Source organism: Sphingomonas sp. Leaf343 (assembly GCF_001423765.1).
Lineage (GTDB): Bacteria > Pseudomonadota > Alphaproteobacteria > Sphingomonadales > Sphingomonadaceae > Sphingomonas.
On sequence record NZ_LMPG01000010.1, the window covers coordinates 287,050 to 312,767 of the forward strand.

The following is a 25,718-nucleotide window of genomic DNA, read 5'->3' on the forward strand; positions in this document are numbered from 1 at the left end:
CGCCGGCCCGAACCCGGCGGCGCTCCGCCATCAACGATAGAGCGCGGCCACGCCGGGCAGGGTCTTGCCTTCCATCCACTCCAGGAAAGCGCCACCGGCCGTGGAGACGAACGTGAAGTCGCCGGCCACGCCCGCGTGGTTCAGCGCCGCGACCGTATCGCCGCCACCTGCCACCGACACCAGCGACCCGTCCCTGGTCAACGCCGCCGCGGTCTTCGCCAGCGCGACGGTCGCGGTGTCGAACGGCGGCGTCTCGAACGCACCCAGCGGACCGTTCCACACCAAAGTCCGGCAATTCTTCAGCACGTCGCCCAGCGCCTCGACCGCCGCCGGGCCGACGTCGAGGATCATCTCGTCCGCCGCGACCTCATGCACGTTGACCGTCCGCGTCGGCGGATCGGCGCGGAATTCCGTTGCGACCACCACGTCATAGGGCAGATGCACGGTGCAATTCGCGCCGTCCGCCGCCGTCATGATCTCTTCGCAGGTCGCCGCCAGTTCATGCTCGCACAGCGACTTGCCGACATCGATGCCACGTGCCGCGAGGAACGTGTTTGCCATGCCGCCGCCGATGATGAGGTGATCGACGCGCGTGACGAGATGCTTCAGCACGTCGAGCTTGCTGGATACCTTCGCACCGCCGACGACGGCGGCGACCGGGTGGTCAGGGTTACCCAGCGCCTTCTCCAGCGCATCGAGTTCCGCCTCCATCGCGCGTCCGGCATAGGCCGGCAACGCCCGTGCCAGCCCCTCGGTCGAGGCGTGCGCGCGGTGCGCGGCGGAAAAGGCGTCGTTCACGTACGCGTCGCCCACCGCCGCGATCCGCGCCACGAGTTCAGGATCGTTCGTCTCTTCGCCCGCGAAGAAACGGGTATTCTCCATCACCGCGATCTCGCCCGGCTGCATCGTCGCGACCGCATCCTCGGCCCCGTCCCAGTCGATGAAGCGCACCGGCCGCCCCAGCACCTGCGCGTACGGCCGCGTCACCAGCGCCAGCGACATCTCCGGATTCCGCTGCCCCCCGGGTCGCCCGAAATGCGCCAGAACCAGCACGATCGCACCGCGATCGGCCAGCTCGGTCACGGTCGCCAGCGTCGCCCGCAGCCGCGTGTCGTCGGTCACCTGACCGTCCGCCATCGGCACGTTCAGATCCTCGCGCACCAGCACGCGCCGGCCCTGAATGTCGCCCAGATCATCCAGCGTTTTGAACGGCTTGCTCATGATTCCTCGATCCTGATGAGATCACCGACAGCGATCCTGCCGCCGGCCAGAACACGCGTGCACGCACCCCCGCGCCAATCCGGCGTCAGTGCGGCGCGAAGGCCGGGGGCCAGCGCCTCCATCCGCTCGCACGGGTCGGTCTCCCGCGTGATTTCCAGCACCACGTCCGCGCCGATCAAAAGCCGGACGCCCGCCGTCTGCGGCAGGTCCAGCCCCTCGACCAGCAGGTTCGCGCGCCGTTCGAACCACGGAATCGTGCGACCGACTTCCGCCATCGCGAGGTCCCAGTCGCCCGCTTCCATCAACGTCACCTGACGCCGGCCCAGCCCACCGGGCTTGCGCGCCCCACGGAAATCGCCGGCGATGCCGCCGTCGAGCGACACCTCGGCATGGTCGATGCTTTCCATCGGCCCCTTGGGTCGCCCGTGGCGCGCGATGCCGGCGATCCGGCCACTCACCTCAGATGAACCGCGCCATCGCCGTCGCGGTGTCGACCATGCGGTTGGAGAAGCCCCATTCGTTGTCGTACCAGCTGACGACACGCACCAGCTTGCCGTCGATCACCGCCGTCTCCAGGCTGTCGACCGTCGAGGATTGCGGCGTGTGCATCAGGTCGATCGAGACGAGCGGCTCGTCCGAATAGACCAGCACGCCCTTCAGCGGACCGGATTCCGACGCCGCCTTCAGGATCGCGTTGACCTCGTCGCGGGTCGTGTCGCGGGCCGGCGTGAAGGTCAGGTCGACCAGGCTGACGTCCGGCACCGGCACGCGGATCGCGGAGCCGTCCAGCTTGCCCTTCAGCTCCGGCAGGACCTCGCCCACCGCGCGCGCCGCGCCGGTCGTGGTCGGGATCATGCTCATCGCCGCGGCGCGCGCGCGGCGCAGGTCCGGGTGGATCTGGTCGAGGATCTTCTGGTCGTTGGTATAGGCGTGGACCGTCGTCATCAGCCCGCGCTCGATGCCGATCGCGTCGTTCAGCACCTTGGCGACGGGCGCGAGGCAATTGGTCGTGCAGCTCGCGTTCGACACGATCGTGTGATCGGCGGTCAGCTTGTCGTCGTTGACGCCGAACACGACGGTCAGGTCGACATTCTTGCCCGGAGCGGAGATCAGCACCTTCTTCGCGCCCGCATCGATATGCTTCTGGCACGACGCCTTGTCGGTGAAGAAGCCCGTGCATTCCAGCACCAGTTCGACGCCCAGCTCGGCGTGGGGCAGGTTCGCCGGATCGCGCTCGGCGGTCACGCGGATGCGCTTGCCATCGATGACGATGTCGTCGCCGTCCGCCGACACCTCACCCGGATAACGGCCGTGGACGCTGTCGCGGCTGAACAGCCACGCGTTCGACTTGGCGTCCGCCAGATCGTTGATCGCCACCAGTTCCAGATCGCCCGCGCCGCGTTCCATGATCGCGCGCGCCACGAGGCGGCCGATGCGCCCGAAACCGTTGATCGCAACCTTCACCGTCATCGCACCTGCTCCTTGGATTGGGGGCCGCGCAGCGTGACCGAAGCGGTCGAACCGGGGCCTGACGAACTCGCCTGAACAACTTGCGCGTGCCTTTGCGGGTCCGCGCCAGCGGCGTCAACCGCCACGCACGTTTATGCGCCTGCGCCGGTCCGCCCGCGCGCTCGGGTGAAGCGTCTTGCCGCGCAACATGGGTAAGCCTAATCGACCGGATATGAGTGACAATCCTTCCGATACGGCCGCCGAGCGGATCGATCGCGCGATCGCCCGGATCGAGGCGGCGGTCGCCGCGCGCGCCGCCAGTGGCGACGCCCTGTCCCGTCGCCACGCCGCGCTGAAGGCGCGGATGGCGGAGGCGGTGTCCGCGCTGGACGACGTGATCGCGCGCGGGGCGACGCGCTGATATGGCCAACGTGACGCTCAACATCGGCGGCCGCCCCCACCAGATCGCCACCCGCGACGGCGGCGAGGCCCGCGTCCAGATGCTCGGCCGCATGATCGACGAACGCTGGGCCGCCGCCGACCGTGCCTCCGGCGGCAGTGCCGAGCGCGCGTTCCTGCTGGTGTCGCTGATGCTCGCCGACGCGCTCGACGAATCGCAGAACCGTCCCCCCGCGGGCGCCGCCGTCAGCGAACCCGCGCTGCTCCGCATCGCCGACAGGCTGGAGGATCTGGCCGACGCGCTGGAACGATCCCCGCAGATCGGGTGACGGTGTTCGGGGGCCGCACTGCTGATCCGGTTCGCGAGGTAGCTACGCCCGCTCCCGCGCGACGACGGTGGTCCAGCGCCTTCGCGCTGCATACAACACTCCGGGGAGCACAGGTGAATGCGACACAGTCCACCCCGGCGAACGCCGTGGTGGCGCGAGGGGATCGGAAACTACCGACCCGTGCAAACCCCATTGCCGCCATCCCGCACACACCCTAAATAGGGGTCGGCGGGTTCTGCCCGGTACGAGCCTATATTATCCCTGAGGCTATTCATCATCCATAGGGAACTGTCCCTGCCCGGACCCTGGTCCGACGTATATGGTTCCCACCTGACGTACCGTGCGTCAGTGGATAAACCAGCACACGGCCACGGCGGTCCCGCCACCCTGCCCGATCCGGCATGACCGACAAGCGCCAGCTTCGTGCCGCGTTGCGAGCCCGTCGCGCCGCCGCCCCGCCGGTGGTGCTGCCCGTGCCCCCGGCCTTTTGCGATCACCTGACGCCCGGCGTGGTCGTTGCCAGCTATATCCCCGTGGGCAGCGAGGCCGACCCCGCACCCTTCGTCGCTGCCGCCGCACGCGCCGGCTGCATCCTCGCCCTGCCCCATGTCGTCGATCGCGAAACCCCGATCCGGTTTCTGGCGTGGGACGCCGAAGTCGCACTCGCCGCCGGCCCGTTCGGCTTGTCGCAGCCGCCCCGGAGCGCGCAGTTGCTAACTCCCGACATCATCCTGACGCCACTGGTCGGCTTCGACCGGTACGGCAATCGCATCGGACAGGGAGCCGGCCATTACGACCGCGCCTTCGCCGCCTGTCCGGGGGCGTGGCGAGTGGGGCTGGCGCTGGCGGTGCAGGAGGTCGATAGGCTGGTGCCCGACCCGTGGGACGTTCCGCTCCACGCCATCGCCACCGATATCGAATGGATCGTTCCCGCCCCATGACCCCAAGCTGGCGCAAACCCGCAGGCATCTTCGCCATCCTCGCCCTGATTGCCGTCTGGGCGGTCGTCGTCGCCAGCCTGTCGCAGACGGTCGGCGCGTGGCACTGGACGCTGCAACTGGCGTTCTACGTCTTCACCGGCATCGTCTGGATCGCGCCGATGAAGCCGCTGCTGCTGTGGATGGAAACCGGCCGCTGGCGGTGATGCCCGTTCAGCGATGTGGCGGTAGACACCTCGAACAATACGCCATTCCCATCAGGGAAGTGGCGCGAGTGACGGGGCTCGAACCCGCGACCTCCGGCGTGACAGGCCGGCGCTCTAACCAACTGAGCTACACCCGCTTGGAAGCGAGGCCGGCCAACTAGGCGGGGGGCCCCACCCTGTCAACGACCTTTTTGACGAATTCGCGTCAGCCCTCCCGATCGGGTCCTTTCCGCCGGCTGCGACGCTGCTGCACCAGCGTACCGTGTTCGAACAGGAAGCCCGCGATATCGGGCTTGCCGGCGGCCTGAAGCACCGTCTGGATGATGATGAGCAGCGGCACCGCCAGCAGCGCGCCGAGCGTGCCCCACACCCATCCCCAGAAGCTAAGCGAGATCAGGATCAGCAGCGGGCTGATCGTCAGGCGGTGGCCGACGATGAACGGCGTGATCGCGTTCGCCTCCACCAGATGCAGCCCGTACATCAGCGCGGGCGGCAGCAGCGCCATCCAGATGTCCGAAAACGTCATCAGCCCGCCCAGCGCGAGCAGGAACGCGCCGATCACCGGCCCGAAATACGGGATGTAGTTGAGCAGCGCGACGATCCCGCCCCACATCGCGGGATAGGGCATGCCGATGAAGTACAGCGCCAGCCCCGTCACGATGCCCAGCACGACGTTGATCGCGGTGATCGTGCCCAGATAGGCGGACACGTCGTCGACCACGTCCTGAATGACGCGTGCGGTCGCCATCGCCCCGTCGAAGCTGGTCCGCCCGGTGATCGTCTGCTGCCGCATCCGCGTCCAGCCGGACAGGAAGAAGAAGATGATGAGCACCGCGAACAGGAACTGCACGATGACGGCAGGGGCCGAGGTCGCGGCCAGCTCCAGGATCGAGCTGGGCGGCGCGACAGCGGCGGTGGGCGACCGCTTGATCGGCGTCGAGGCGATCTGGCGCAGCGTCTTGTTCACATAGGCTTCGAGGTTCGAATACAGGTCGAACAGCGGCTGGAGATTGTCCTGTATCCGGTCGAGCCGCGTCGGCAGCAGCCGGAAGAAATCGGTCGCGGGCACCACGATCGCCGCGATCGCGACATTGGCGGCGATCAGGAACAGCAGCAGGCAGATGATCGCCGCGATCGGCGACGGCACCCGCCGCCGCTCCAGCCATTCCAGCAGCGGCACCAGCGCCACCGCGATGACCAGCGCCGTCGTCAGCGGCAGGAAGAACTCCGCCCCCTCCTTCAGCGCGAACGGCAGCGCGAAGGCCAGCCCCGCCCCCGCCGTCAGCGTCAGCGCGGCGAGCAGCCGGTCGCGCCGCATCGCGATGCGCAGCGCGTCGTCCGCGCCCACCCCGGCGGGTATGCCCATGGCGTCGTCGGGCACCATGTCGCCAGCGTCGAGGTCGGAGAGAGCGTCGAGGTCGGTGGGAGTATCGCGATCGGCCATCGTGGCACTCTACGCGGTTTGGCCGGCTCCGCCATCGACGATATGATGAGGGTCAGGGGCTTGGGACCCGCGCCGGACGAGCATCGCCAGCATCCAGCCGGCCGCCACGATCGCGAACGGCATCGCGGGATAATGGTAGCGCGTCTGGCCGGTGAAGCCGAACGCCGTCAGCGTCGCGAACGCCGGCATCGCGCCCATCAGCAGCATCGGCGCATCCCGGCCCCGCCATCGCGCCCGCAACGCCAGCGCGACAGCGGCCAGCGCCAGCGCGAGGATCGTCATGTAGAATAGCTGGTCCGCCACCCGCACCAGCGTCAACAGGCGGCCCGCGTCCGGATAGCTGCCGTCCAGCCCCCAGAACGCATCGCCGTCCTTCGCCCAGAGCAGCGCGATCTTGGTCGGGCCGAGCGCCAGCCATGCCGCCGGATGCGCGACGATCCACGCCTTCGCCGCCGCCTTGAACCGCCGGTCCAGCTCCACCTGCCGCGCGACGCGGTCGCCGTAGGGGATGCCGACGACGCGGTCCCACTCCGGCGTCCGCTCCCACGCATACCAGCCGCCCGTCGCGTGCGGGTTCGCGCCGTAATAAAGCGACACGCCGCCATTGGTGGACACCGGCACGACCGCTCCGAGTGCGCGGTAGTTGCGAACCGTCCACGGCAGCACCACCGCCGCCATCGCCAGATGCACGATCACCGCCGCCTTCGCAGCATCCCGCCAGCGCCAGTCGCGCCACACGATCGTCATCGCGATCAGCAGCCCGGCCGGGAACATCAGCATCTGCGCCCGCATCAACGTCGCGACGCCGAACAACAGCCCCGCCGCGACCAACGCGATGCTGCGCCGCCGCTCGCCGACCAGCAGCACGAAGGCCGCCATCGTCACGGCCGTCGACGTCGCCTCCGACGTGGCGACCCCGGTATAGACGATATGCGCCGGGTAGATCGCATAGAGCAGCCCGGCAAGCCGCGCCCCCGTTTCGTCCGCCCCGACCAGCCGCGCACAACGCAGCACCAGCGCCAGGATCGCCGCCGCCGCGATCAGGTTCAGCGCGATCGGCCCCGCCAGCGACGGCCCGCACAGCCAAAGGCTCGCCGCCAGCAACGCCGGGTAGCCGACCGGCCAGAACGCGGTCGAATGCCCCGCCTCCCGATACCCCATCCCGCGCGCCATCTCGGCCGCGCGCACCAGATACCATTCGCCGTCCGACGAGGGCGTCTGCGGAAACGCCACCACGACCGCCAGCCTCAGCCCGATCGCCAGCACGAACAGCGACGGTACGATCCACCGCGCGCCCAGCCGTCGCTCCAGAAGTGCGGCAAATCCCGTCATAGGCGCGATCAAAGCCACGAACGACGCCGCCTCGCCAGCGACAAGCGGGGTTAACGCCGCCCCACCGGCGCCATGATCGCCGGCCCCGGTTAACCGGTGCTCCCCATGTCCGGGATCGGGACAGGTCGGCCGGGGTCAGGCCGCGAACATCGCTTTCAGTTCGGATTTCAGGATCTTGCCATTGGCGTTGCGCGGCAAGGTGTCCGTCACGAAGCGGATCGCCACCGGCACCTTGAACCCGGCGAGCCGTGCCCGCACCCAATCCTGCAACTCCGCCTCGGTCGCCTCGCACCCGGGGCAGAGATGGACCACCGCCGCCGGCTCCTCCCCCAGAGTCCGGTGAGGAATGCCGATCAGCGCGCAATCCGTGACGGCGGGATGCGCGTAGAGGACGTTCTCCACCTCCACCGAATAGATGTTCTCGCCGCCGCGGATCACCATGTCCTTGGCGCGGTCGACGATGAACAGGAAGCCATCTTCGTCGACGCGTGCGAGGTCGCCCGTCCGCACCCAGCCGTCGACGAAGGTCGCGGCGCTATCGTCCGGCCGGTTCCAGTACCCGCGCGCGATCATCGGCCCGCGCGCCCATAGCTCCCCGATCATGCCGACCGGCAGTTCCGTGACGCCGTCGTCGCCCACGATCTTCAGGTCCGCGACCGCGACCGGCGGCCCCGCGCTGTCCGGTCGCATCAGATAGTCCTCGCCGCTATGATGCGTCAGCGTCGCGCAGGTTTCGGTCATGCCCCAGCCATTGCCGGGCAGCGCACCCAGCTCCTCGTGGATGCGCTTCACCAGTTCCGGCGCGGACGGCGCCCCGCCGTAAGCGATCGATTCCAGCGACGACAGGTCGTAGCGGGCGCGGTCGGGATGCTCCAGCAACTGCCACGCGATCGTCGGCACGCCGCCGGTGACGTTCACGCGCTCGCGCTCGATGATCTCGAACGCGCGGATCGTGTCCCATTTGCGCAGGAAGATCATCGTGCTGCCCGTCGCGATCGCCGGCATCAGCGCCGCGGAACAGGCGGTGACGTGGAACAGCGGTATCACCGTCAGCAGCACTTTCGGGCTGGGCGGCACCGGCATGTCGCCCCGCCGCAACGCGCTGCGCGCCGACGAATAGCCGTTCGACAGGACGTTGCTCATCAGGTTGCGGTGCGTGACCAGCGCCCCTTTCGGCGCACCCGTCGTCCCGCTGGTGTAGAAGATCGCCGCGTCGTCGTCCGGCACCACCGCGACATCGGGCAGCGGAGCATCCGGCAATCGCGCCCAGTCGTGTGGCGTCCCGATCGCATCCTCCAGTCGTGCCGCGATGCCGTCCAGCGGCGTCGAGGCGCGCGCGACCAGCACATGCTCCAGCGCCGGGGCCGCCGCATAGCGGTCTGCCAGCCGCACGTGCCGTTCGTTGTCGACGATCAGCACCCGTGCCCCCGAATCGGTCAGCCCATATTCCAGTTCCGCGCCCGTCCACCACGCGTTGAGCGGCACCGCGATCGCGCCCAGCGCCGTGATCGCGAAGAACGCCACCGGCCATTCCGGCAGGTTCCGCATCGCCAGCGCCACCCGGTCGCCACGTCCGACGCCCAGCCCGCCCAGATACGCGGCCAGCGCCACCACCGCCCGATGGTTGGCCTCGTACGTCACCCGCTCGTCCTCATGGATTACGAACAGCTGCTCGCCGGCCGCGCGCGACGCGCCGATGAACCACGGCAGCGACGGCGGCGCGTTCTTCCAGATGCGCGTCGGCACGCCGCGAATCGCCACCTCGTCCATCTCGAACGGGGCACCCGGCGCGGTCAGCATCGCCTTCGCCTGCGTCAGGGGCATCGCGGGCCAGTTCGGGTCGACGGAAATGGTCGGCTGACTGGCCATGCAAGGCGTCCTTTATCAATAACTCGAATATCGGGTCCGGCGGTTTAGGATTGATTCACGCGCCGCTCAAGGCGATAGAGCGGGCAACGATTAGAATTCAGGGTATGGCGAAACGTCGACACGCCGGCCCATCCACAGGAGACGTGCATGACCTCGCCCATCCGTACCGAGCGCCACGACGACATCCTCGTCATCATCTCGGACAATCCGCCCGTGAACGCGCTGGGTGCGGCGGTACGGACGGGTCTGGAAGCCGCGATCAAGCAGGGCGTCGCCGATGCCTCGATCGCCGCGATGGTCATCCGGTGCGACGGCCGCACCTTCTTCGCGGGCGCCGACATCACCGAATTCGGGAAACCCCCGGTCGAGCCACTGCTGCCCACGCTGGTCGACATGATCGAGGCGTCGTCCAAGCCCGTCGTCGCCGCGATCCACGGCACCGCGCTCGGCGGCGGGTGCGAGGTCGCGATCGGCTGTCACTACCGGATCGCCGCACCTTCGGCGAAGCTCGGCACGCCCGAGGTAAAGCTGGGCCTGCTCCCCGGTGCGGGCGGCACGCAGCGGCTGCCGCGCCTCGCCGGTCTCGCACTGGCGCTGGAGATGACGGCCAAGGGCGATCCGATCTCGGCGAAGAAGGCGCTCGACGCCGGCCTGATCGATCGTCTGGCGGGCGAGGACTCGCTGGAGGCGGACGCCATCGCCTTTGCCAACGAAGTGAAGGCGAAGCGCCCGATCCCCCGCGCGTCGGAGCGCGAGGTCGCCGCCGACGCCGATGCGGTCGCCACCTTCAAAAAGGACAATGCCCGCCGCTTCCGCGGCTTCGACGCCCCCGCCGCTAACATCGCCTGCGTCGAGAAGGCAACCAGTTCCTCCTTTGCCGACGGTATCGCCTTCGAACGGCAGGAATTCATGCGCCTGATGATGGGCGTCCAGTCGGCCGCACAACGCCACATCTTCTTCGCCGAGCGTCAGGCGTCGAAGATCGACGACGTCCCCGCCGACATCCCGCTGCGGCCGATCGCCCGCGTCGGCGTGATCGGGGCCGGTACGATGGGAGGCGGCATTTCGATGAACTTCCTGTCCGCCGGTATCCCGGTGACGATCGTCGAGATGCAGGCCGAGGCGCTCGACCGCGGCACCGGCACGATGCGCAGGAATTACGAGGCGACCGCCGCCAAGGGCCGCATGAAGCCGGAGCAGGTCGAAGCCGCGATGGCCGCGCTGAAGCCGACCCTCGACTTCGCCGATCTCGCCGAATGCGACCTCATCATCGAGGCGGTGTACGAGAATATGGACGTGAAGAAGGAGATCTTCACGAAACTGGACGGCATCGCCAAGCCCGGCGCGATCCTCGCGTCGAACACCTCCTATCTCGACATCGACGCGATCGCCGCCGTCACCTCGCGTCCGCAGGACGTGGTCGGCATGCACTTCTTCTCTCCCGCCAACGTCATGAAGCTGCTGGAGGTCGTGCGCGGCGAGAAGACTGCGGGCGACGTGCTGGCGACGGTCATGGCGCTCGCCAAGAAGATCCGGAAGGTCGCGGTCGTCGCCGGGGTCACCTACGGCTTCATCGGCAATCGCATGCTGATGCCGCGTCAGGTGGAGGCGACCAAGCTGCTGCTCGAAGGCGCGACGCCCGAGCAGATCGACCGCGTCCATGTCGCGTTCGGCATGCCGATGGGGCCGTTCCAGATGGCCGACCTCGCCGGCGTCGACATCGGCTGGCACCGCGACCCGACCCGGATCGAGAACATCCGCGACGCGCTCGCCGCCGAGAACCGCTGGGGGCAGAAGACGAAGGCCGGCTTCTACGACTATGACGAGAAGCGCACGCCATCGAACAGCGCCCGCGTCGCCGAGATCATCGACGACTTCCGCAAGCGCGAGGGCGTCACCCCGCGTGAGATCACCGAGGACGAGATCGTCGCCCGCACCCTCTACACGATGGTCAACGAAGGCGCGCTGATCCTTGAGGAGGGCAAGGCGCAGCGGGCGTCCGACGTCGATGTCGTCTGGATCTACGGTTACGGCTGGCCCGTCTACCGCGGCGGCCCGATGTTCTGGGCGCAGTCCGAAGGCTTGGCAAAGGTCGTCGCCGGGCTGGAGCGATATGACTTCCCCGTCGCCCGGTCGCTGAAGGACGCGGCGGCATCGGGTGGACGGCTGAAGTAGAAGCCAAAGCCCCTCCCCTTCAGGGGAGGGGTTGGGGTGGGGCGGCTCCTCAGGCGGGCCGCTCGCGGCGAGGCCCCACCCCCAGCCCCTCCCCTGAAGGGGAGGGGAGAGGCGATTCGCAGGATCAGGACAACATCATGACCGACCTCGACACCTTCCGCACCGACACCCGCGCCTGGCTGGAGGCGAACTGCCCGCCAGAGATGCGCAAGCCCGTGCGTTCGGAAGCGGATGTCTGCTGGGGCGGTCGCCGTTTCGAACCCTCCTGCCCGGAGCAGAAGCAATGGCTCGACACGATGGCCACGCGCGGCTGGACCGTACCCGACTGGCCGAAGGCGTATGGCGGCGGCGGGCTTTCTCCGGCCGAAACCAAGGTCCTGCGCGAGGAGATGAAGGCGATCGGCGCACGCTCGCCGCTCAACAGCTTCGGCATCTCGATGCTCGGGCCGGCGCTGCTGAAATACGGCACCGAGAACCAGAAGCTCGATCATCTGCCGAAGATCGCCCGGGGCGAAATCCGCTGGTGTCAGGGTTATTCCGAACCCAATGCCGGTTCCGACCTCGCCAGCCTTGCGACCAGTGCGGAGGATGGCGGCGACCATTATGTCGTCAACGGGCAAAAGGTCTGGACCAGCTATGCCGACAAGGCGGACTGGATCTTCTGCCTCGTCCGCACCGACAAATCGTCGAAGCAGGGCGGCATCAGCTTCGTGCTGTTCGACATGGACTCGCCCGGCGTCTCGACCAGGCCGATCCTGCTCATCAGCGGCTATTCCCCATTTTGCGAGACGTTCTTCGATGATGTGAAGGTGCCCAAGGCCAATCGCATCCACGACGAGAACAAGGGCTGGGACGTCGCCAAATACCTGCTCGGCCACGAGCGTGAGATGATTTCCGGCATGGGCCTCGGCGAGGGCAAGGACCTGCTGGTCGCGGGTGCGCTCGCGACGATCGGCACCGACGAACAGGGCCGGCTCGCGGACCCGCTGCTCCGCGCCCAGATCGCGCAATTTCAGGTTCGCGCGAAGGCTTTCGCGGCGATGTCCGAACGCTTCATCGACGAACTGAAAGCCGGCCGCGCCCACCCCGCGCAGCCGTCGATGATGAAATATTACGGCACCGAGCTGAACAAGGATCGCCACGAATTGCAGATGGCGGGCGGCGGCTCCGACGCGCTGGAGTGGGAGAGCGACGCCAGCCGCACCGGTGCCCTGCCCCGCGCATGGCTCCGCACCAAGGCGAACTCGATCGAAGGCGGCACGTCGGAGATCCAGTTGAACATCATCGCCAAGCGGATCCTGGATTTGCCGGCGTAACCAAAATCCCTCTCCCGTTGGGAGAGGGAGGGAGCCGCGCTGAGCGCGGCGGAAGGGTGAGGGTCACCGACGGCGTTCGCGCCCTGCCCTCACCCCGACGCTTTCCCGAGGGAAGAGCGAGAAGGAGATATCGATGCCCCTCTACCTCACCGAAGACCAGACCACGCTTCAGGACACGATTCGCGATTTCGTCGCCGACGCCGCGCCCGTCTCGCACCTGCGCGCGCTCCGCGATGCCGACGATCCCACCGGCTTCTCCCGCGACCTGTGGAAGCAGTTCGCCGAGATGGGCTTCACCGGCATCCTGATCGGCGAAGATCAGGGCGGACTTGGCATGGGCCATGTCGAGGCGGGCGTCATACTGGAGGAGATCGGCCGCAACCTGTCGCCCTCTCCCTTCCTCACCACCGCCGTCGCCGCCGTGGAGGCGTTGCGCGACACCGCGCAGGCCGACCGGTGGTTCCCCGGCATCGTCGCGGGCGAGACCGTCGCCGCGCTGGCGATCGACGAAGCCGCCAAGCACCGCGACCGCATCGACCTGAAAGCCGAGCGCGCCGGCAACGGCTTTCGCCTGACGGGCCGCAAGCGCTTCGTGACGCACGGCCATGTCGCCGACCTGTTGATCGTCGCCGCCCGTACCGCCGGCGGCGCGAGCGACCGCAACGGCATCACGCTGTTCGCCGTCCCGCGCGACGCCGCGAAGCTCGACATCCGGCCCGAACGCCTCGCCGACTCCAGCATCGCCGCGCACCTCGACTTCGACGGCGTGGAGGTCGACGCCGACGCCGTGATCGGAGAAATCGATGCCGGCCGCTCGCCGCTCGACCGACTGCTGCGCGCCGGCCGCACCGGTGCTTCTGCCGAACTGCTCGGCGTCGGCGGCGGCGCGATGGACATGACCGTGGGCTACCTCAAGCAGCGCAAGCAGTTCGGCGTCACGATCGGCAGTTTTCAGGCCCTTCAGCACCGCGCCGCGCACCTCTACAGCGAAATGGAGGTCGCCCGCGCCGCTGTGCTCCGCGCCCAGCAACTGCTCGATGCTGGCAGCGACCGGGCCGATGAAGCCGTCTCCGTCGCCAAGGCGATGACGGCGATGGCGACGACGCTCGGCGTCAACGAGGGCGTGCAGATGCACGGCGGCATCGGCATGACCGACGAATACGACATCGGCTTCTTCATGAAGCGCGCACGCGTGCTTGCCGAACTGTGGGGCGACGCGAACTTCCACGCCGACCGGCTCGCGGTCGCGGCGGGCTATTGATCCGGCGCGGCGAGGCGGCGAAGGGAAAGCGCATGGATCTGAATACCCCTCACGACGCCACGCCCGACCAGCTCGCCGCCGCACTCGTCCAGTTGCTCGACGTCGAACAGATCGACGTCGACCTGTTCCGCGGCGCACGCCAGCCCGGCGGCGAGGGGCGCGTGTTCGGCGGTCAGGTGATCGGTCAGGCACTTCAGGCCGCCCAGCGATCGACCGAGGGAGAAAAAGTCGCCCACTCGTTGCACGCGTATTTCATGCGCCCGGGCGACGAGAACTTCCCGATCGTCTTCCGCGTCGTTCGCGACTTCGAAGGCCGCAGCTTCGCCACCCGCCGCGTGATCGCCATGCAGCGCGGGCAGCCGATCCTCAACATGGCCTGCTCGTTCCAGTTGCCGGAGGACGGCTTCGCGCATCAGGATGCGATGCCGGACGTGCCCCCGCCGGAAGGGCTCGCCAGCGAGCACGACCTGCGCCATGCGCTCGCCGCCGAGGTGCCGGAGAAGTACCACCGCGTCCTGCTGCGCCCGCGCCCGATCGAGATGCGGCCGGTGTCGGAACGCAGCAGCGTCCGGCCCGAACCCGGTCCGCCGATCCAGCACGTCTGGTTCCGCCTGGCCGCGCCGATCGGCGACGATCCCGCCATGCATCGCGCGGTGCTGGCCTATGCGTCCGACATGCGGCTGCTGGGCACCGCGATGGTCCCGCACGGCGTCGCATGGCTGACGCCGGGCATGCAGGTCGCCAGTCTCGACCACGCGATCTGGCTGCACGAGCCGTTCCGCGCCGACGAGTGGTTGCTGTATACGATGGACAGTCCCTGGGCGGGCCATGCCCGTGGCCTGAACCGCGGCCGCATCTTCACGCGCGACGGTCGCCTCGTCGCCAGCACGGCGCAGGAAGGACTGATGCGGCGGCGCAAGCCGTCACCGGCGGCCTAGACGGCCAGCATCGCCCTCGCCGATCGGGTCGCGTCGCGCGTCCGCTCGGCCAGTTTCTTGACCTCGCTTGCCACCACCGAAAACCCGCGCCCCGCCTCTCCGGCCCGCGCCGCCTCGATCGTCGCATTCAGCGCGAGCAGGTTGGTCTGCGCGGCGATGGCGGCGATCACGTCGACCACCTCGCCCAGCCGGGACAGGATCGATTCCATTTCGCCGCGCCGATCCTCGGCGCTGCGGCGGAATCGCAGGCTTTCGTCCAGACGGCTGCCGATCTGCTCCTCCAGCTCGACCTGCGCGGTGATGTCGGTGGCGAACTTCACGACCTTGTACGGTTTGCCCGCCGCGTCGAGGATCGGAGTATAGATCGCCTGCACCCACCGCGGCGTGCCGTCCGCGGCGATCCGGCGGAACCGTCCCGCGGCGAATTCACCTCTGCGCAACTGCTCCCACAGGGCGGCATATTCCACTGACTCGATATGGTCGGGATCGCAGAACATCCGGTGCGATCCGCCGATCACCGCGCTGCGGCCATAGCGGAACAGCGCGAGGAAGATGTCATTGGCGGCGATGATCCGGCGTTCCATGTCGAACTCGACCACCGCCTGCGACCGGTCGATCGCGGTGCGGCGGGCATTCGCCTCCGTATCGGCGACATGCCTGGCCGTCACGTCGCTCGCCACCGTCAGCACGCCCGTCGCGGTCCCACGCGAATCGAGCAACGGCGTGTAGGATGCCTGCAACCACACCGCGCTGCCATCGGCGGTGAGTCGTCGGAATTCACCGGTTTCGGTCTGTCCGCTGCCCAGCCGCCGCCAGAACTCTGCATAGGCTGGCGATTTCACATAACTCGCATCGCACAGGATGCTGTGATGCCGGTCGACCAGCGCGTCCAGCCGGTATCCCACGGCATCGAGGAAACGCTGGTTCGCCCATCGGATATGCCCGTCCAGCCCGAACTCGATCAAAAGCTGCGACCGATCCATCGCCTGCCAGTGACTGGCTTCGCGATGGGGATCACCATGACTTGGCAGAACGTGCGGCATCTTACCGAGTTACCGGCAATGTCGTTAAAGTGCAGTAACCTAAGCCGCGGTTTTTCCATATTCCTGCCGGGTGACGGGGTGACTGGACGACAGGCCGCCATCCACCGCCAGCGCCTGACCGTTCACGTAGCTCGCCTCGTCCGATGCCAGGAACAGCGCCGCCCGCGCCAGCTCCTCCGGCTGTGCGCCGCGGTGCAGGGGATTGAGCCGACCCACCCGGTCGATCTTCCCCGCGCCGCGGGCATAATCAAACACGGGCCTGGTCATGCCCGTCTCGGTCAGGCCGGGACAGATCGCGTTGACCCGCACGTTCGATCCCGACAGCTGCTGCGCGGCCACCTGCGCCAGATTGATGACGCCGGCTTTCGACGCGGAATAGGCCGGCGATCCCGCACCGGATCGCAGCCCGGCGACGCTGGCGGTCAGCACGATCGCTCCGCCCCCGCGCTCGGCGATGCGCGGTGCGGCGTGTTTGATTGCCAGGAACGGCCCGATCAGGTTCACGCGCAGCACTTCCGCGATCAGGTCCGCGCTGGTGTCGAAGATGTTCGCCATCCCGCCGGAGATGCCGGCATTGGCGAACATCACGTCCAGCCCGCCATGCGTGTCGCACGCCAGCGCGACCGTGCGGATCACGTCCTCCTCCGATCCCGCATCCATCCGGATCGCGCGCGCCGCCTTGCCGATGATCGCCGCCGTCTCGTCCGCGCCGTCGGTCCGGTCGGCGACGACGACCCGCGCGCCCTCTTCGGCGAAAGCGATCGCCGCGGCACGGCCGATGCCCGATCCGCCGCCAGTCACGATCACCGACTTGCCGTCGAACCGCATCATGCCACCGCTCCGCCATCGACCACGATCGTCTGCCCCGTCATGAACCGGCTGGCCGGTCCGGCGAGGTAGACGATGGCACCGGCGATATCCTCCGGCTCGCCGATCCGGCGCAGCGGCACCGCTTCGTTCACCGCCTTCAGGCGCGCCGGGTCCTCCCAGAGCGCGCGGGCGAAGTCGGTCTTCACCAGCCCCGGCGCGACGCAGTTGACGCGCACGCCGTCCGGCCCGAACTCCAGCGCCAGGTTGCGCGCGAGCTGCATGTCCGCCGCCTTGCTGATGCAATAGGCCCCGATCGTCGCCGATCCTTTCAGCCCCCCGATCGACGACACGATGACGATCGATCCCTCGCCGCGCGCACGCATCGCCGGCGCGACCATCCGGATCAGCCAGTGGTTGGAGACGATGTTGTTGTCGAGCACCTTGCGGAACTGCTCGTCGGTGATGTCTGCCTGCGGCCCGTAATAGGGGTTGGAGGCGGCGTTGCAGACCAGCACGTCGACCTGCCCGAACGCCGCGACGGTCGCGTCGACCAGCGCCTGCAACTGCGCCTTGTCGGCGATGCTGGCGGCGACGGCGATGGCGCGCCCGGGGCCATGCTCCGCGTCGATCTCGGCGACGACCGCATCACAAGCATCCTGCTTGCGGCTGGAGATCACGACGCGGGCACCAGCCCGAACCAGTTCCAGCGCAGCCGCCTTGCCTATCCCGCGCGACGAGCCGGTGACGATCGCCACCCGGCCGCCCATGTCGAACAATGCGCTCATGCCGCCGCCCCCTGTGTCATCGCTTTCTGCGCAAAGCCCCACGCCGCATCCGCCAGTCCGTAGACGCGTGCCGCCGTCTCCTCGGCCTTCGCGCTCGACGCGTTGCCATCGATGATCCGCCGCTTGATGCCCTGGACGATGCCAGTCAGCCGGAAGAGGTTGTAGGCGAAATACCAGTCGAGTTGCGGCACCCCATCGCGGCCGGTCGCTGCACAATAGCGTGCGACCACCTCCTCGATCGTCGGGATCCCCGTCTCCGGCCCCGCCAGTCCCATGACGCCCGAGCGCCCCTCCGGCTCCGTCACCCAATTCATCAGGAAGTAGGAGAAATCGGCCAGCGGATCGCCCAGCGTCGACAATTCCCAGTCGAGCACGGCGATCACGCGCGGTTCACCTGCAGAAAAGATCATGTTGTCGACGCGATAATCGCCATGGACGATCGCCGTCCGCGTCTGCTCGGGCAACGTCCGCGGCAACCATTCGATCAGCTTCTCGATGCTCGGCATATGCTCGGTTTCCGCGGCGCGATATTGCTTGGTCCAGCGCGCCACCTGCCGCTCGAAATAATTGCCCGGCTTGCCGTAATCGACAAGACCAGCCGCCGCGACGTCGGTCGCATGCAGCGCCGCCAGCGTGTCGACCATCGCATCGTAATGCGCGCGCCGCTCCGGCGGTGTCAGGTCCGGCATCGCACCGTCCCAGATCGTCCGCCCCTCCACCATTTCCATAACGTAGAAGGCGGAGCCGATCACCGTCACGTCCTCGCACAGCCCGAACGGCTGCGGCACCGGAAAGCCCGTCGGGTGCAGCCCGGCGATCACGCGATACTCCCGCTCGACGGCATGGGCCGATGGCAGGATCGGCCCGAACGGCTTACGCCGCAGCACATAGGCGCGGCTCGGCGTATCGAGTCGATAGGTCGGGTTCGACTGCCCGCCCGCGAACTTCGCGTATGCCAACGGCCCCTGGAAGCCGTCGACATGCGCCGACATCCACTCCGCCAGACGGTCGAGATCGATGCGATCCTTCGCCACGACGTCAACGACGCCCTCCATACCGGTCACGCGAACACCACCACGCTGCGGGTCGCCTCGCCACGCCGCAGTTCGTCGAACGCGTCGTTGATCCGCTCCAGCGGCAGCCGCTCGGCGATGATCGCGTCCAGATCGAGCGACCCGCGCAGATAGAAATCCACCAGCCGCGGGATGTCGACGGGGAAGCGGTTGCCGCCCATGAACCCGCCTTGCAACCGCTTGCCCGACAGCAGGTCCATCGCCGACAGGCCGACGCTCTCGTCCGGCGGCAGCATCCCCAGCACCGTCGCCGTGCCGCCACGCCGCAGGACCTTGACGGCGGTCGCCGCCGACTGCGGTCGCCCGACCGCCTCGATCGCGTGATGGACGCCGCCCCGGCTGATCTCCACCACCTCGTCCGCCGCCGTCGGCGACAGTGCATCCAGCGTGTGCGTCGCCCCCAGCCTCTCGGCCAGCGCGCGCTTCTCGGGCACCGGGTCCAGCGCGACGATCTTGCCCGCGCCCGCGATCCGCGCCGCATTGACCGCCGCCAGCCCGATCCCGCCGCACCCGACCACGCACACCGTTTCGCCCGGCGTCACGTCGGCACAGTTGAACACCGCCCCCGCGCCGGTCGTCACGGCACAGCCCAGCAACGCCGCCCGGTCCAGCGGCATGTCGCGATCGATCGCCACGCAGGCGTGTTCGTGTACCAGCATCTGTTCCGCAAAGGCCGACAGGTTCAGCATCTGGGCGATCGGCCGATCGCCCAGCATCAACCGGGCCGTCGCGCCCCTGGGCCGCTTCACGGACGCGTCGATACACAGCGACAATCGGCCCGTGACGCAGAACTCGCACTGTCCGCAAAAGGCGGACAGGCAGGTCACGACATGATCGCCGACCTTCACCGATCGCACCTCGTCACCGACCGCCTCGACGACGCCGGCGGCTTCGTGCCCCGGAATGGTCGGAAACCGGTGCGGATAAAGCCCGTCGACGAAGTGCAGATCGGACCGGCACACGCCCACCGCATGCGTGCGGATCAGCACCTCATGCGCCAGCGGCTTCGACACCGTCACCTCCTCGATGACGAGCGGCGTCTTCGCGTCGAACAGCACCGCGGCTTTCATGAACGGATCACCTTCACCGGCCCGCGACCTCCGCCTTCCAGTCGGCGTGCTTGCCGAACTCGGCGCGCGCGATCGACCGGTTGTGGACCTCGTCCGGCCCGTCCGCGAAGCGCAGCGTCCGCATCGCCGCCCAGTCATGCGCCAGATCGAAATCGCCGCTGACGCCGCCGCCGCCGTGCGCCTGAATCGCGTCGTCCAGAATCTGCAAAGCCATCGTCGGCGCGGCGACCTTTATCATCGCGATCTCCAGTTGCGCCGCCTTGTTGCCCGCCTTGTCCATCATGTCGGCCGCCTTCAGGCACAACAGGCGCGTCATCTCGATATCGATCCGCGCCCTGGCGATCCGCTGTTCCCAGACCGAATGGTCGGCGATCCGCTTGCCGAACGCGACGCGGCTCAGCAGCCGCTTCGCCATCGCCTCGATCGCGGTTTCGGCGACGCCGATCGTACGCATACAGTGGTGGATACGCCCCGGCCCCAGCCGCCCCTGCGCGATCTCAAAGCCGCGTCCTTCGCCCAGCAGCACGTTTTCGACCGGCACGCGCACATCGACCAGCGACACCTCTCCGTGCCCGTGCGGCGCGTGGTCATAGCCATAGACGGACAGCATCCGCTCGATCGTCACGCCCGGCGCGTCCATGTCGAGGATCAGCATCGACTGCTGCTGGTGGCGCGACCCTTCGAAGCTGGTCTTGCCCATCAGGATCGCGACCTTGCAGCGCGGATCGCCGACGCCCGACGACCACCATTTGCGCCCGTTCACGACATAATGATCGCCGTCCCTGACCATCGCCGTCTGGATGTTGGTCGCGTCCGACGACGCCACCTGCGGCTCGGTCATCAGGAAGGCGGAGCGGATGTCGCCGTTCATCAGCGGCCGGAGCCAGCGTTCCTTCTGATCGGCCGTGCCGTACCGCTCGAACACCTCCATGTTGCCGGTGTCGGGGGCGGAGCAGTTGAAGCATTCGCTCGCCCAGCCGATCTTGCCCATCTCCTCGGCGCACAGGGCATACTCCAGGTTCGACAGCTGCGTGCCTTCGAACTCGAAACTGTCGTCGACATGCGCCCGGCCGGACCGCGGCGGCATGAAGAAATTCCACAGCCCCGCCGCCTTCGCCTTCGCCTTGACCTCCTCGATCACCGGCAGCACCTTCCAGCGTTCGCCAGCATGACTTTGCTGCTGATATTCGGCATGGCGCGGATGGATTTCGGCGTCGATGAACGCCTTCACGCGGTCCCGGAACCCCGTCTCGCGCTCGGTCAGCGTGAAGTCCATCGCATGCCTCTCCTGTGTCGTCGTCGACTCCGGCTTAGGCCATACCGCATCTTCGGTAAAGCGGGCGCGGGGCGGGATTTTCCCTCCTGCGTCGATCGTTACGAAAGGGACTGTTTCTTCCAAACGATGCTGATAGAAGCGGATCGATGGGGGCCAGCGAACAGCCGAACGACGAAGTGGAGCCGGGAACGCGGCGGTTCCGTGCCAAGCGCGACGCGATCCTCGCGGCCGCCGCCGACGCGATCAACGAACAATCGGCCAAGGGCATGACCTTCGCCGATGTCGCCCGCCGCGTCGGTCTGAACACCACCAGCGTCACCTATTACTTCAAACGCAAGGAAGACCTTGCTGCCGCCGCGTTCGAGAACACGCTCGAACGCCTGTCCGAGATGCTGGCGGACGCCATGCGCGAGGCGACGCCGCAGGAACGCGTCGCCCGCTTCCTGTCGCTCAACATGGCCCGGCTCGCAGCGATCCAGCGTCGCGAGGAAACCGCCTTCGCCGTCCTGTCCGATCTGCGGGCGACCGAGGACCCGATCAAATCCCGCCTGCTCGCCGGGTGGCAGCGCGTGTTCCGCGAAACCCGCGCGCTGTGGGGCGAACCCGCCGATCGCGTCCACAAGGACCTGGCCAGCGCACGCGCCCACGTCCTGCTGGAGAACACGTTCTGGCTGTCGCTCTGGCTGCAGCGCTACGACCTCGATCAGTATGACCGGATCGAGGCGCGGTTGATGGACGTGTTCGCGCACGGCATCGCCGGCAAGGGTGCGGACTGGCGCCCGGAAATCCTCGACCTCGATCATGACGAGCGCGAACCCGGCCGCGCGGCGTTCCTGCTGGCGGCGACCCGGCTCATCAACGAACTCGGCTATCGCGGTGCCTCGGTGCAGCGGATCGCGTCGGAGCTGAACGTCACCAAGGGCAGCTTCTACCACCATCTCGATGCCAAGGACGAACTCGTCGTCGCCTGCTATCGCCGCAGCTTCGACACGATCGCCGCCGCGCAGGTTCAGGCGGACGCCTCCGGCGGCACGCACTGGCACCGTTTGTCGAGCACCATCGCCACGCTGCTCGACGTGCAATTCTCGCAACGCGCGCCGTTGCTCCGCACCACGGCGCTCAGCGGCCTGCCGCCCGGGGAGCGCCGTGCGATGGTGAGCCGCTCGGACCGGATCGCCCGCCGCTTCGCCGGCATCATCATGGACGGCATCGCGGAGGGGTCGTGCCGCCCCGTCGATGCTCTGGTCGCCGCGCAGGCGCTGATGGCGCTTCAGAACGCCGCGTTCGACATGCGCAAATGGGCGACGACGATGCCGCGCCCGACCGCGATCGCGCTCTATGCCTCGACCCTGTTGTTCGGACTGTTCGACGACCGCCTCGCGCGGTAGCGTCCGGCGATGAGCCGCATCACCTATCGCAGCTATCTGCGCCTGCCCGATCTGCTCGACTGCCAGTCGCCGCTGTCGGACGCGCACGACGAACTGTTGTTCATCACCATCCATCAGGCGTCGGAACTGTGGCTGAAGCTGTCGCTGCACGAACTCCACGCCGCGCGAGATCACATCGCGCGGGATGAACTCAGCCCTGCTTTCAAGATGATGGCGCGCGTCGCTCGCATCATGGCGCAACTGATCCAGTCGTGGGAGGTGCTGGCGACGATGACCCCCGCCGACTATGCGATGATGCGGGGCAAGCTGGGCACAAGCTCCGGTTTCCAGTCCGACCAGTACCGCCGAATCGAATTCCTGCTCGGCAACAAGAACGCCGGCATGCTCGCGCCGCATGCGGCCGAACCCGCCGTCCACGCGGTGCTCGCCGCCGACCTCGCCACCCCCAGCCTCTACGACGAGGCGATCCGGCTGCTCGCCCGGCGCGGCCTGAGTATCGCCGCCGATCATCTGTCGCGCGACTGGACGCGACCCTATACCGCCCATGCCGATGTCGAACGCGCCTGGGCCACCGTCTACGCCGACACGACGCGGCATTGGGACCTGTACGAACTCGCGGAGAAGCTCGTCGACCTCGACTACCGCGTCCAGCTCTGGCGGTTCGGCCATCTCAAGACCGTCGAGCGCGTGATCGGCTTCAAGACCGGCACCGGCGGTACGGGCGGTGTGTCCTATCTGGCGAAGGTGCTGGAAACGCCGTTCTTCCCGGAACTGCTCAGCGTCCGTACCGCGCTCTGATGGCGTTGCTGCCGCGCTTCGACCACCGCGCCGTGCCGATCGTGCTGGCGGCGGCGGTGATCGACGTCATCGGTTTCGGCATCGTCATGCCGGTGCTGCCCGCGCTGGTGACCGAACTGGGCCATGTCGGTCTGGCAGAGGCGACACGGATCGGCGGCTGGCTGCTCGCGGCGTTCGCGGTCGCCCAGTTCTTCGCCGGACCGGTGCTGGGTCAGCTCGGCGACAGGTTCGGGCGGCGGCCGGTGCTGGTCCTGTCGATGCTGGCGTTTGGACTGGATTACCTGCTGATGGCGGTCGCGCCGTCGCTCGGCTGGCTGCTGGTCGGCCGCATCGTCGCCGGGATCGCCGGTGCGACCTATGGGCCCGCCGGTGCGGTCATCGCCGACGTGACGCCGGAGGACAAGCGCGCGGCGTCGTTCGGGCTGCTGGGCGCGGCGTTCGGGATCGGCTTCATGATCGGCCCTGCTCTGGGCGGGCTCGTGGCGGGTTTCGGCCCCCGCGCGCCGTTCCTGCTCGCCGCCGTGCTCGCCTTCGCCAACGCCGCGGCGATGATCGCCTTCCTGCCCGAAACCCTGTCGCCGGAAAACCGCCGCCCGTTCCATCTGCGCGATGCCAACGTCATCGGCGCGTTCCGGCCGCTGTTCGCCGCGGGCAACGCCGCACCGATTCTGATCGCGTGGTTCCTGTGGCAGCTCGGCAGCATGGTCTATCCCGCGACCTGGTCCTTCTGGGCCGCGATCCGCTTCGGCTGGAGCCCCGGCGCGATCGGCTGGTCGCTGGCGTGGGTCGGGCTGCTGACCGTGCTGGTGCAGGCGACGATGACCGGGCCGGCCGTGAAACGCTTCGGCGAACTCGGCGCGGCGGCGATCGCCATGGCCTGCTCCGCCGCCGCGATGCTCGCGCTCGCCTTCGCGACGGCGGGGTGGCAGGTCTATGCCTTCTTCCTCGTCGGCGCATTCGGGGCGTTCGCCTATCCCGCGCTGTCCGGCCTCGTCAGCCGCATGGTCGGGCCGGAACGTCAGGGCGCGTTGCAGGGCGGCCTGTCGAGCATCACCAGCGTCGCCGAGATCATCGGTCCCCTCATCGCCGCGCAGGCGCTGGCGACCGGGGCGCTCGCCGGGTTCGATGGCGCGGCGTTCCTCGTCTCCGCCGCGCTGATCGCCGGATCGGGACTGATCGTCCTCGTTGCCGCCCGCCGCCTGCCGGGGGAAGCCGCCGCATGACGGGCATCGCGCAGATCATCGCCGCGATGGATCGAACCGGCGAAGGCTGGCGTGCGACGCTCCCCGATACGTGGCTGCAAGGCCGCACCGCCTATGGCGGGTTGTCCACCGCCCTCGCCCTCCACGCCGCACAGCGCTGCGATGCGGACCTGCCGCCGTTGCGATCGGCGCAGGTGTCGTTCATCGGTCCGCTGTCGGGGCAGGTGACGATCGCCGCCACGCTCCTGCGCCGTGGTCGAAACGCCGCCTTCGTGCAGGCGGACGTCGTCGGCGATGCCGGCCTCGGGTTGCGCGCGACCTTCGTATTCATGCGCGCGATCGAGTCGCGGCTCGATCATCGGCGCGGCGACGCGCCGCCCTGCCCGCCCCCGCCCCCCGATGCGACGCTGTTCCGCGGCATCCCCGCCATCCCCTTCACCCGGAATTTCGAGATGTTCGATCAGCCCGCCGACACCGGCGCTGCCGAATGGCTGCGCTGGATCAGGCTGGCCGACCGCTCCGGTCTCGATCCGGCGGTGGAGTTGATGGCGATCGCCGATGCGCTGCCGCCCGCGGCGCTCAAACTGCTCGACGGTCCGGCGCCTGTCAGTTCGATGACGTGGCTGGTCAATCTGCTCGATCCCGCGCCCGCTACGACGGACGGCTGGTGGTTGCTCCGCGCGACGACGGATCACGCCGCCGCCGGCAGTTCCAGCCAGGCGATGGCGATCTGGAACGCCGCCGGCCAGCCGATCGCCGAACAGATGCAGGGCGTCGCCATCTTCGGCTGATCCTCCGCGACACATTGCGACAAACGCCGCCGGATCGGACATATGCCCGCGACACCGATCCGCGATACGGTGACTCAGGACGGGCCTCCTGCCCCGTCGACCGGAGTCGCCTCGTGGAACCCTTCACCCTCATCCTCGCCGCCCTGCTCGCCCAGACCTCCGCCGACGCGCTGCCGCCCGCCCCGCCGCCACCGCCGCCACGCGCGACGATGCAGGCGAACATCGATGGCGACGGCCTCGTCACGCGGGACGAGGCCCTGGCGCAGGCCGATGCGCAATTCGCGGCGATGGATGCCGATCACGATGGCAAGCTCAGCGCGGAGGAACGCCGCGCCGGCATGGCCGCGATGCGCGCGTCCCGCCCCGGCAGCGGCGACGGCCTGCGTCCCCCGCGCGAGGGGAACCGCTCGCGCGGGGATGCCGGAGCGATGGCCGGCGGCGACATGACGCAGGCCGCCTTTCGCGATCGCGCCGGCCAGCGCTTCGACCGGCTCGACACCGATCGGGACGGCAAGGTCGACCGCGCCGGGATGGCGGCCGCGCGCGCCGCGATGCGTGGCGGTGGCCGCCCCCGCCCGGCCGGCGACGAGTAAGCACAGGCTGTC

25 protein-coding genes and 1 tRNA gene are annotated in these 25,718 nt (G+C 68.4%); 13 read left to right on the plus strand and 13 right to left on the minus strand.

Annotated features, from left to right (window positions below):
* Nucleotides 1-30: 30 nt before the first annotated feature.
* From ASG07_RS06620 to gap, 3 genes are read right to left on the minus strand one after another with little or no spacing between them, the layout of a single operon-like run.
* Nucleotides 31-1,221 (minus strand): phosphoglycerate kinase, encoded by a 1,191-nt coding sequence (locus ASG07_RS06620; RefSeq protein ID WP_055843629.1) that lies wholly within the window; start codon nt 1,219-1,221, stop codon nt 31-33.
* The gene (locus ASG07_RS06625; RefSeq protein WP_082474610.1) at nt 1,218-1,628 is read right to left on the minus strand and encodes an MOSC domain-containing protein; all 411 of its coding nucleotides are present in this window, start codon (nt 1,626-1,628) and stop codon (nt 1,218-1,220) included. Before ASG07_RS06625 ends, ASG07_RS06620 begins: the two co-directional genes overlap by 4 nt.
* A 52-nt stretch (nt 1,629-1,680) precedes the next feature.
* Nucleotides 1,681-2,691, minus strand: a complete 1,011-nt coding sequence (gap, locus tag ASG07_RS06630; RefSeq protein WP_055843631.1) for a type I glyceraldehyde-3-phosphate dehydrogenase — start codon at nt 2,689-2,691, stop codon at nt 1,681-1,683.
* 211 nt (nt 2,692-2,902) lie between these two features.
* Here gap and ASG07_RS06635 point away from each other — a divergent pair, with 211 nt between their 5' ends.
* From ASG07_RS06635 to ASG07_RS06650, 4 genes are all read left to right on the plus strand, one after another.
* The gene (locus tag ASG07_RS06635; RefSeq protein WP_236694577.1) at nt 2,903-3,091 is read left to right on the plus strand and encodes a hypothetical protein; all 189 of its coding nucleotides are present in this window, start codon (nt 2,903-2,905) and stop codon (nt 3,089-3,091) included.
* Between the two features lies 1 nt (nt 3,092).
* Nucleotides 3,093-3,398 carry a cell division protein ZapA gene (locus tag ASG07_RS06640; RefSeq protein ID WP_055843633.1) on the plus strand — a complete coding sequence of 102 codons (306 nt, stop codon included), beginning with the start codon at nt 3,093-3,095 and terminating at the stop codon, nt 3,396-3,398.
* Between the two features lie 401 nt (nt 3,399-3,799).
* The gene (locus ASG07_RS06645) at nt 3,800-4,339 is read left to right on the plus strand and encodes a 5-formyltetrahydrofolate cyclo-ligase (RefSeq protein WP_055843634.1); all 540 of its coding nucleotides are present in this window, start codon (nt 3,800-3,802) and stop codon (nt 4,337-4,339) included.
* A complete protein-coding gene (locus ASG07_RS06650; RefSeq protein WP_055843635.1) occupies nt 4,336-4,542 on the plus strand; it encodes a DUF2842 domain-containing protein in 207 nt (68 codons plus the stop codon). Before ASG07_RS06645 ends, ASG07_RS06650 begins: the two co-directional genes overlap by 4 nt.
* Before the next feature lie 60 nt (nt 4,543-4,602).
* Here the strand turns inward: ASG07_RS06650 and ASG07_RS06655 are convergent.
* The 4 genes from ASG07_RS06655 to ASG07_RS06670 all read right to left on the minus strand — a co-directional run bounded on the left by ASG07_RS06655 (nt 4,603) and on the right by ASG07_RS06670 (nt 9,187).
* Nucleotides 4,603-4,679: transfer RNA gene (locus tag ASG07_RS06655), tRNA-Asp, on the minus strand.
* A 68-nt stretch (nt 4,680-4,747) separates the two neighbouring features.
* Nucleotides 4,748-5,926: an AI-2E family transporter gene (locus ASG07_RS06660; protein ID WP_082474612.1), complete on the minus strand. Its 1,179-nt coding sequence runs from the start codon at nt 5,924-5,926 to the stop codon at nt 4,748-4,750.
* A 69-nt stretch (nt 5,927-5,995) separates the two neighbouring features.
* Nucleotides 5,996-7,318, minus strand: a complete 1,323-nt coding sequence (locus tag ASG07_RS06665; RefSeq protein WP_055843636.1) for a glycosyltransferase family 39 protein — start codon at nt 7,316-7,318, stop codon at nt 5,996-5,998.
* A 135-nt stretch (nt 7,319-7,453) separates the two neighbouring features.
* A complete protein-coding gene (locus tag ASG07_RS06670; RefSeq protein WP_055843637.1) occupies nt 7,454-9,187 on the minus strand; it encodes a class I adenylate-forming enzyme family protein in 1,734 nt (577 codons plus the stop codon).
* A gap of 147 nt (nt 9,188-9,334) precedes the next feature.
* Between ASG07_RS06670 and ASG07_RS06675 the strand changes: the two genes are divergently transcribed.
* The 4 genes from ASG07_RS06675 (at nt 9,335) to ASG07_RS06690 (ending at nt 14,877) form a co-directional block, all read left to right on the plus strand.
* Nucleotides 9,335-11,362, plus strand: a complete 2,028-nt coding sequence (locus ASG07_RS06675) for a 3-hydroxyacyl-CoA dehydrogenase NAD-binding domain-containing protein (protein WP_055843638.1) — start codon at nt 9,335-9,337, stop codon at nt 11,360-11,362.
* 134 nt (nt 11,363-11,496) lie between these two features.
* On the plus strand, nt 11,497-12,678 hold the full coding sequence (locus ASG07_RS06680; RefSeq protein ID WP_055843639.1) for an acyl-CoA dehydrogenase family protein: 1,182 nt from the start codon (nt 11,497-11,499) through the stop codon (nt 12,676-12,678).
* A 133-nt stretch (nt 12,679-12,811) separates the two neighbouring features.
* On the plus strand, nt 12,812-13,939 hold the full coding sequence (locus ASG07_RS06685; protein ID WP_055843640.1) for an acyl-CoA dehydrogenase family protein: 1,128 nt from the start codon (nt 12,812-12,814) through the stop codon (nt 13,937-13,939).
* A gap of 32 nt (nt 13,940-13,971) precedes the next feature.
* Nucleotides 13,972-14,877, plus strand: coding sequence for an acyl-CoA thioesterase (locus tag ASG07_RS06690; RefSeq protein WP_055844008.1), 906 nt, complete (start codon nt 13,972-13,974; stop codon nt 14,875-14,877).
* Here the strand turns inward: ASG07_RS06690 and ASG07_RS17810 are convergent.
* Genes ASG07_RS17810 through ASG07_RS06720 form a run of 6 tightly spaced genes read right to left on the minus strand, consistent with a single transcriptional unit; the run spans nt 14,874 to nt 20,934 of the window.
* The gene (locus tag ASG07_RS17810; RefSeq protein ID WP_082474583.1) at nt 14,874-15,920 is read right to left on the minus strand and encodes a methyl-accepting chemotaxis protein; all 1,047 of its coding nucleotides are present in this window, start codon (nt 15,918-15,920) and stop codon (nt 14,874-14,876) included. The two genes, ASG07_RS06690 and ASG07_RS17810, sit on opposite strands and share 4 nt — an antisense overlap.
* A gap of 39 nt (nt 15,921-15,959) precedes the next feature.
* Nucleotides 15,960-16,751: an SDR family NAD(P)-dependent oxidoreductase gene (locus ASG07_RS06700; protein WP_055843642.1), complete on the minus strand. Its 792-nt coding sequence runs from the start codon at nt 16,749-16,751 to the stop codon at nt 15,960-15,962.
* Entirely contained in the window at nt 16,748-17,515 is a 768-nt protein-coding gene (locus ASG07_RS06705) for an SDR family NAD(P)-dependent oxidoreductase (RefSeq protein ID WP_055843644.1), read from the minus strand. Before ASG07_RS06705 ends, ASG07_RS06700 begins: the two co-directional genes overlap by 4 nt.
* The gene (locus ASG07_RS06710) at nt 17,512-18,570 is read right to left on the minus strand and encodes a phosphotransferase family protein (protein WP_055843647.1); all 1,059 of its coding nucleotides are present in this window, start codon (nt 18,568-18,570) and stop codon (nt 17,512-17,514) included. The genes ASG07_RS06705 and ASG07_RS06710 overlap by 4 nt, the downstream gene beginning before the upstream one ends.
* Nucleotides 18,571-18,575: 5 nt before the next feature.
* A complete protein-coding gene (locus ASG07_RS06715) occupies nt 18,576-19,658 on the minus strand; it encodes a Zn-dependent alcohol dehydrogenase (protein ID WP_055843649.1) in 1,083 nt (360 codons plus the stop codon).
* Between the two features lie 13 nt (nt 19,659-19,671).
* Nucleotides 19,672-20,934, minus strand: coding sequence for an acyl-CoA dehydrogenase family protein (locus ASG07_RS06720; protein ID WP_055843651.1), 1,263 nt, complete (start codon nt 20,932-20,934; stop codon nt 19,672-19,674).
* A 146-nt stretch (nt 20,935-21,080) separates the two neighbouring features.
* Between ASG07_RS06720 and ASG07_RS06725 the strand changes: the two genes are divergently transcribed.
* The 5 genes from ASG07_RS06725 to ASG07_RS06745 all read left to right on the plus strand — a co-directional run bounded on the left by ASG07_RS06725 (nt 21,081) and on the right by ASG07_RS06745 (nt 25,706).
* The gene (locus tag ASG07_RS06725) at nt 21,081-22,322 is read left to right on the plus strand and encodes a TetR/AcrR family transcriptional regulator (RefSeq protein ID WP_055843653.1); all 1,242 of its coding nucleotides are present in this window, start codon (nt 21,081-21,083) and stop codon (nt 22,320-22,322) included.
* A 9-nt stretch (nt 22,323-22,331) separates the two neighbouring features.
* The gene (locus tag ASG07_RS06730) at nt 22,332-23,120 is read left to right on the plus strand and encodes a tryptophan 2,3-dioxygenase (protein WP_055843655.1); all 789 of its coding nucleotides are present in this window, start codon (nt 22,332-22,334) and stop codon (nt 23,118-23,120) included.
* Nucleotides 23,120-24,343: an MFS transporter gene (locus ASG07_RS06735; RefSeq protein ID WP_201780970.1), complete on the plus strand. Its 1,224-nt coding sequence runs from the start codon at nt 23,120-23,122 to the stop codon at nt 24,341-24,343. The genes ASG07_RS06730 and ASG07_RS06735 overlap by 1 nt, the downstream gene beginning before the upstream one ends.
* Complete coding sequence (locus ASG07_RS06740; protein WP_055843657.1) at nt 24,340-25,113, plus strand: thioesterase family protein; 774 nt, start codon at nt 24,340-24,342, stop codon at nt 25,111-25,113. The genes ASG07_RS06735 and ASG07_RS06740 overlap by 4 nt, the downstream gene beginning before the upstream one ends.
* Before the next feature lie 113 nt (nt 25,114-25,226).
* Nucleotides 25,227-25,706, plus strand: coding sequence for a hypothetical protein (locus ASG07_RS06745; RefSeq protein WP_055843659.1), 480 nt, complete (start codon nt 25,227-25,229; stop codon nt 25,704-25,706).
* Nucleotides 25,707-25,718 lie beyond the last annotated feature (12 nt).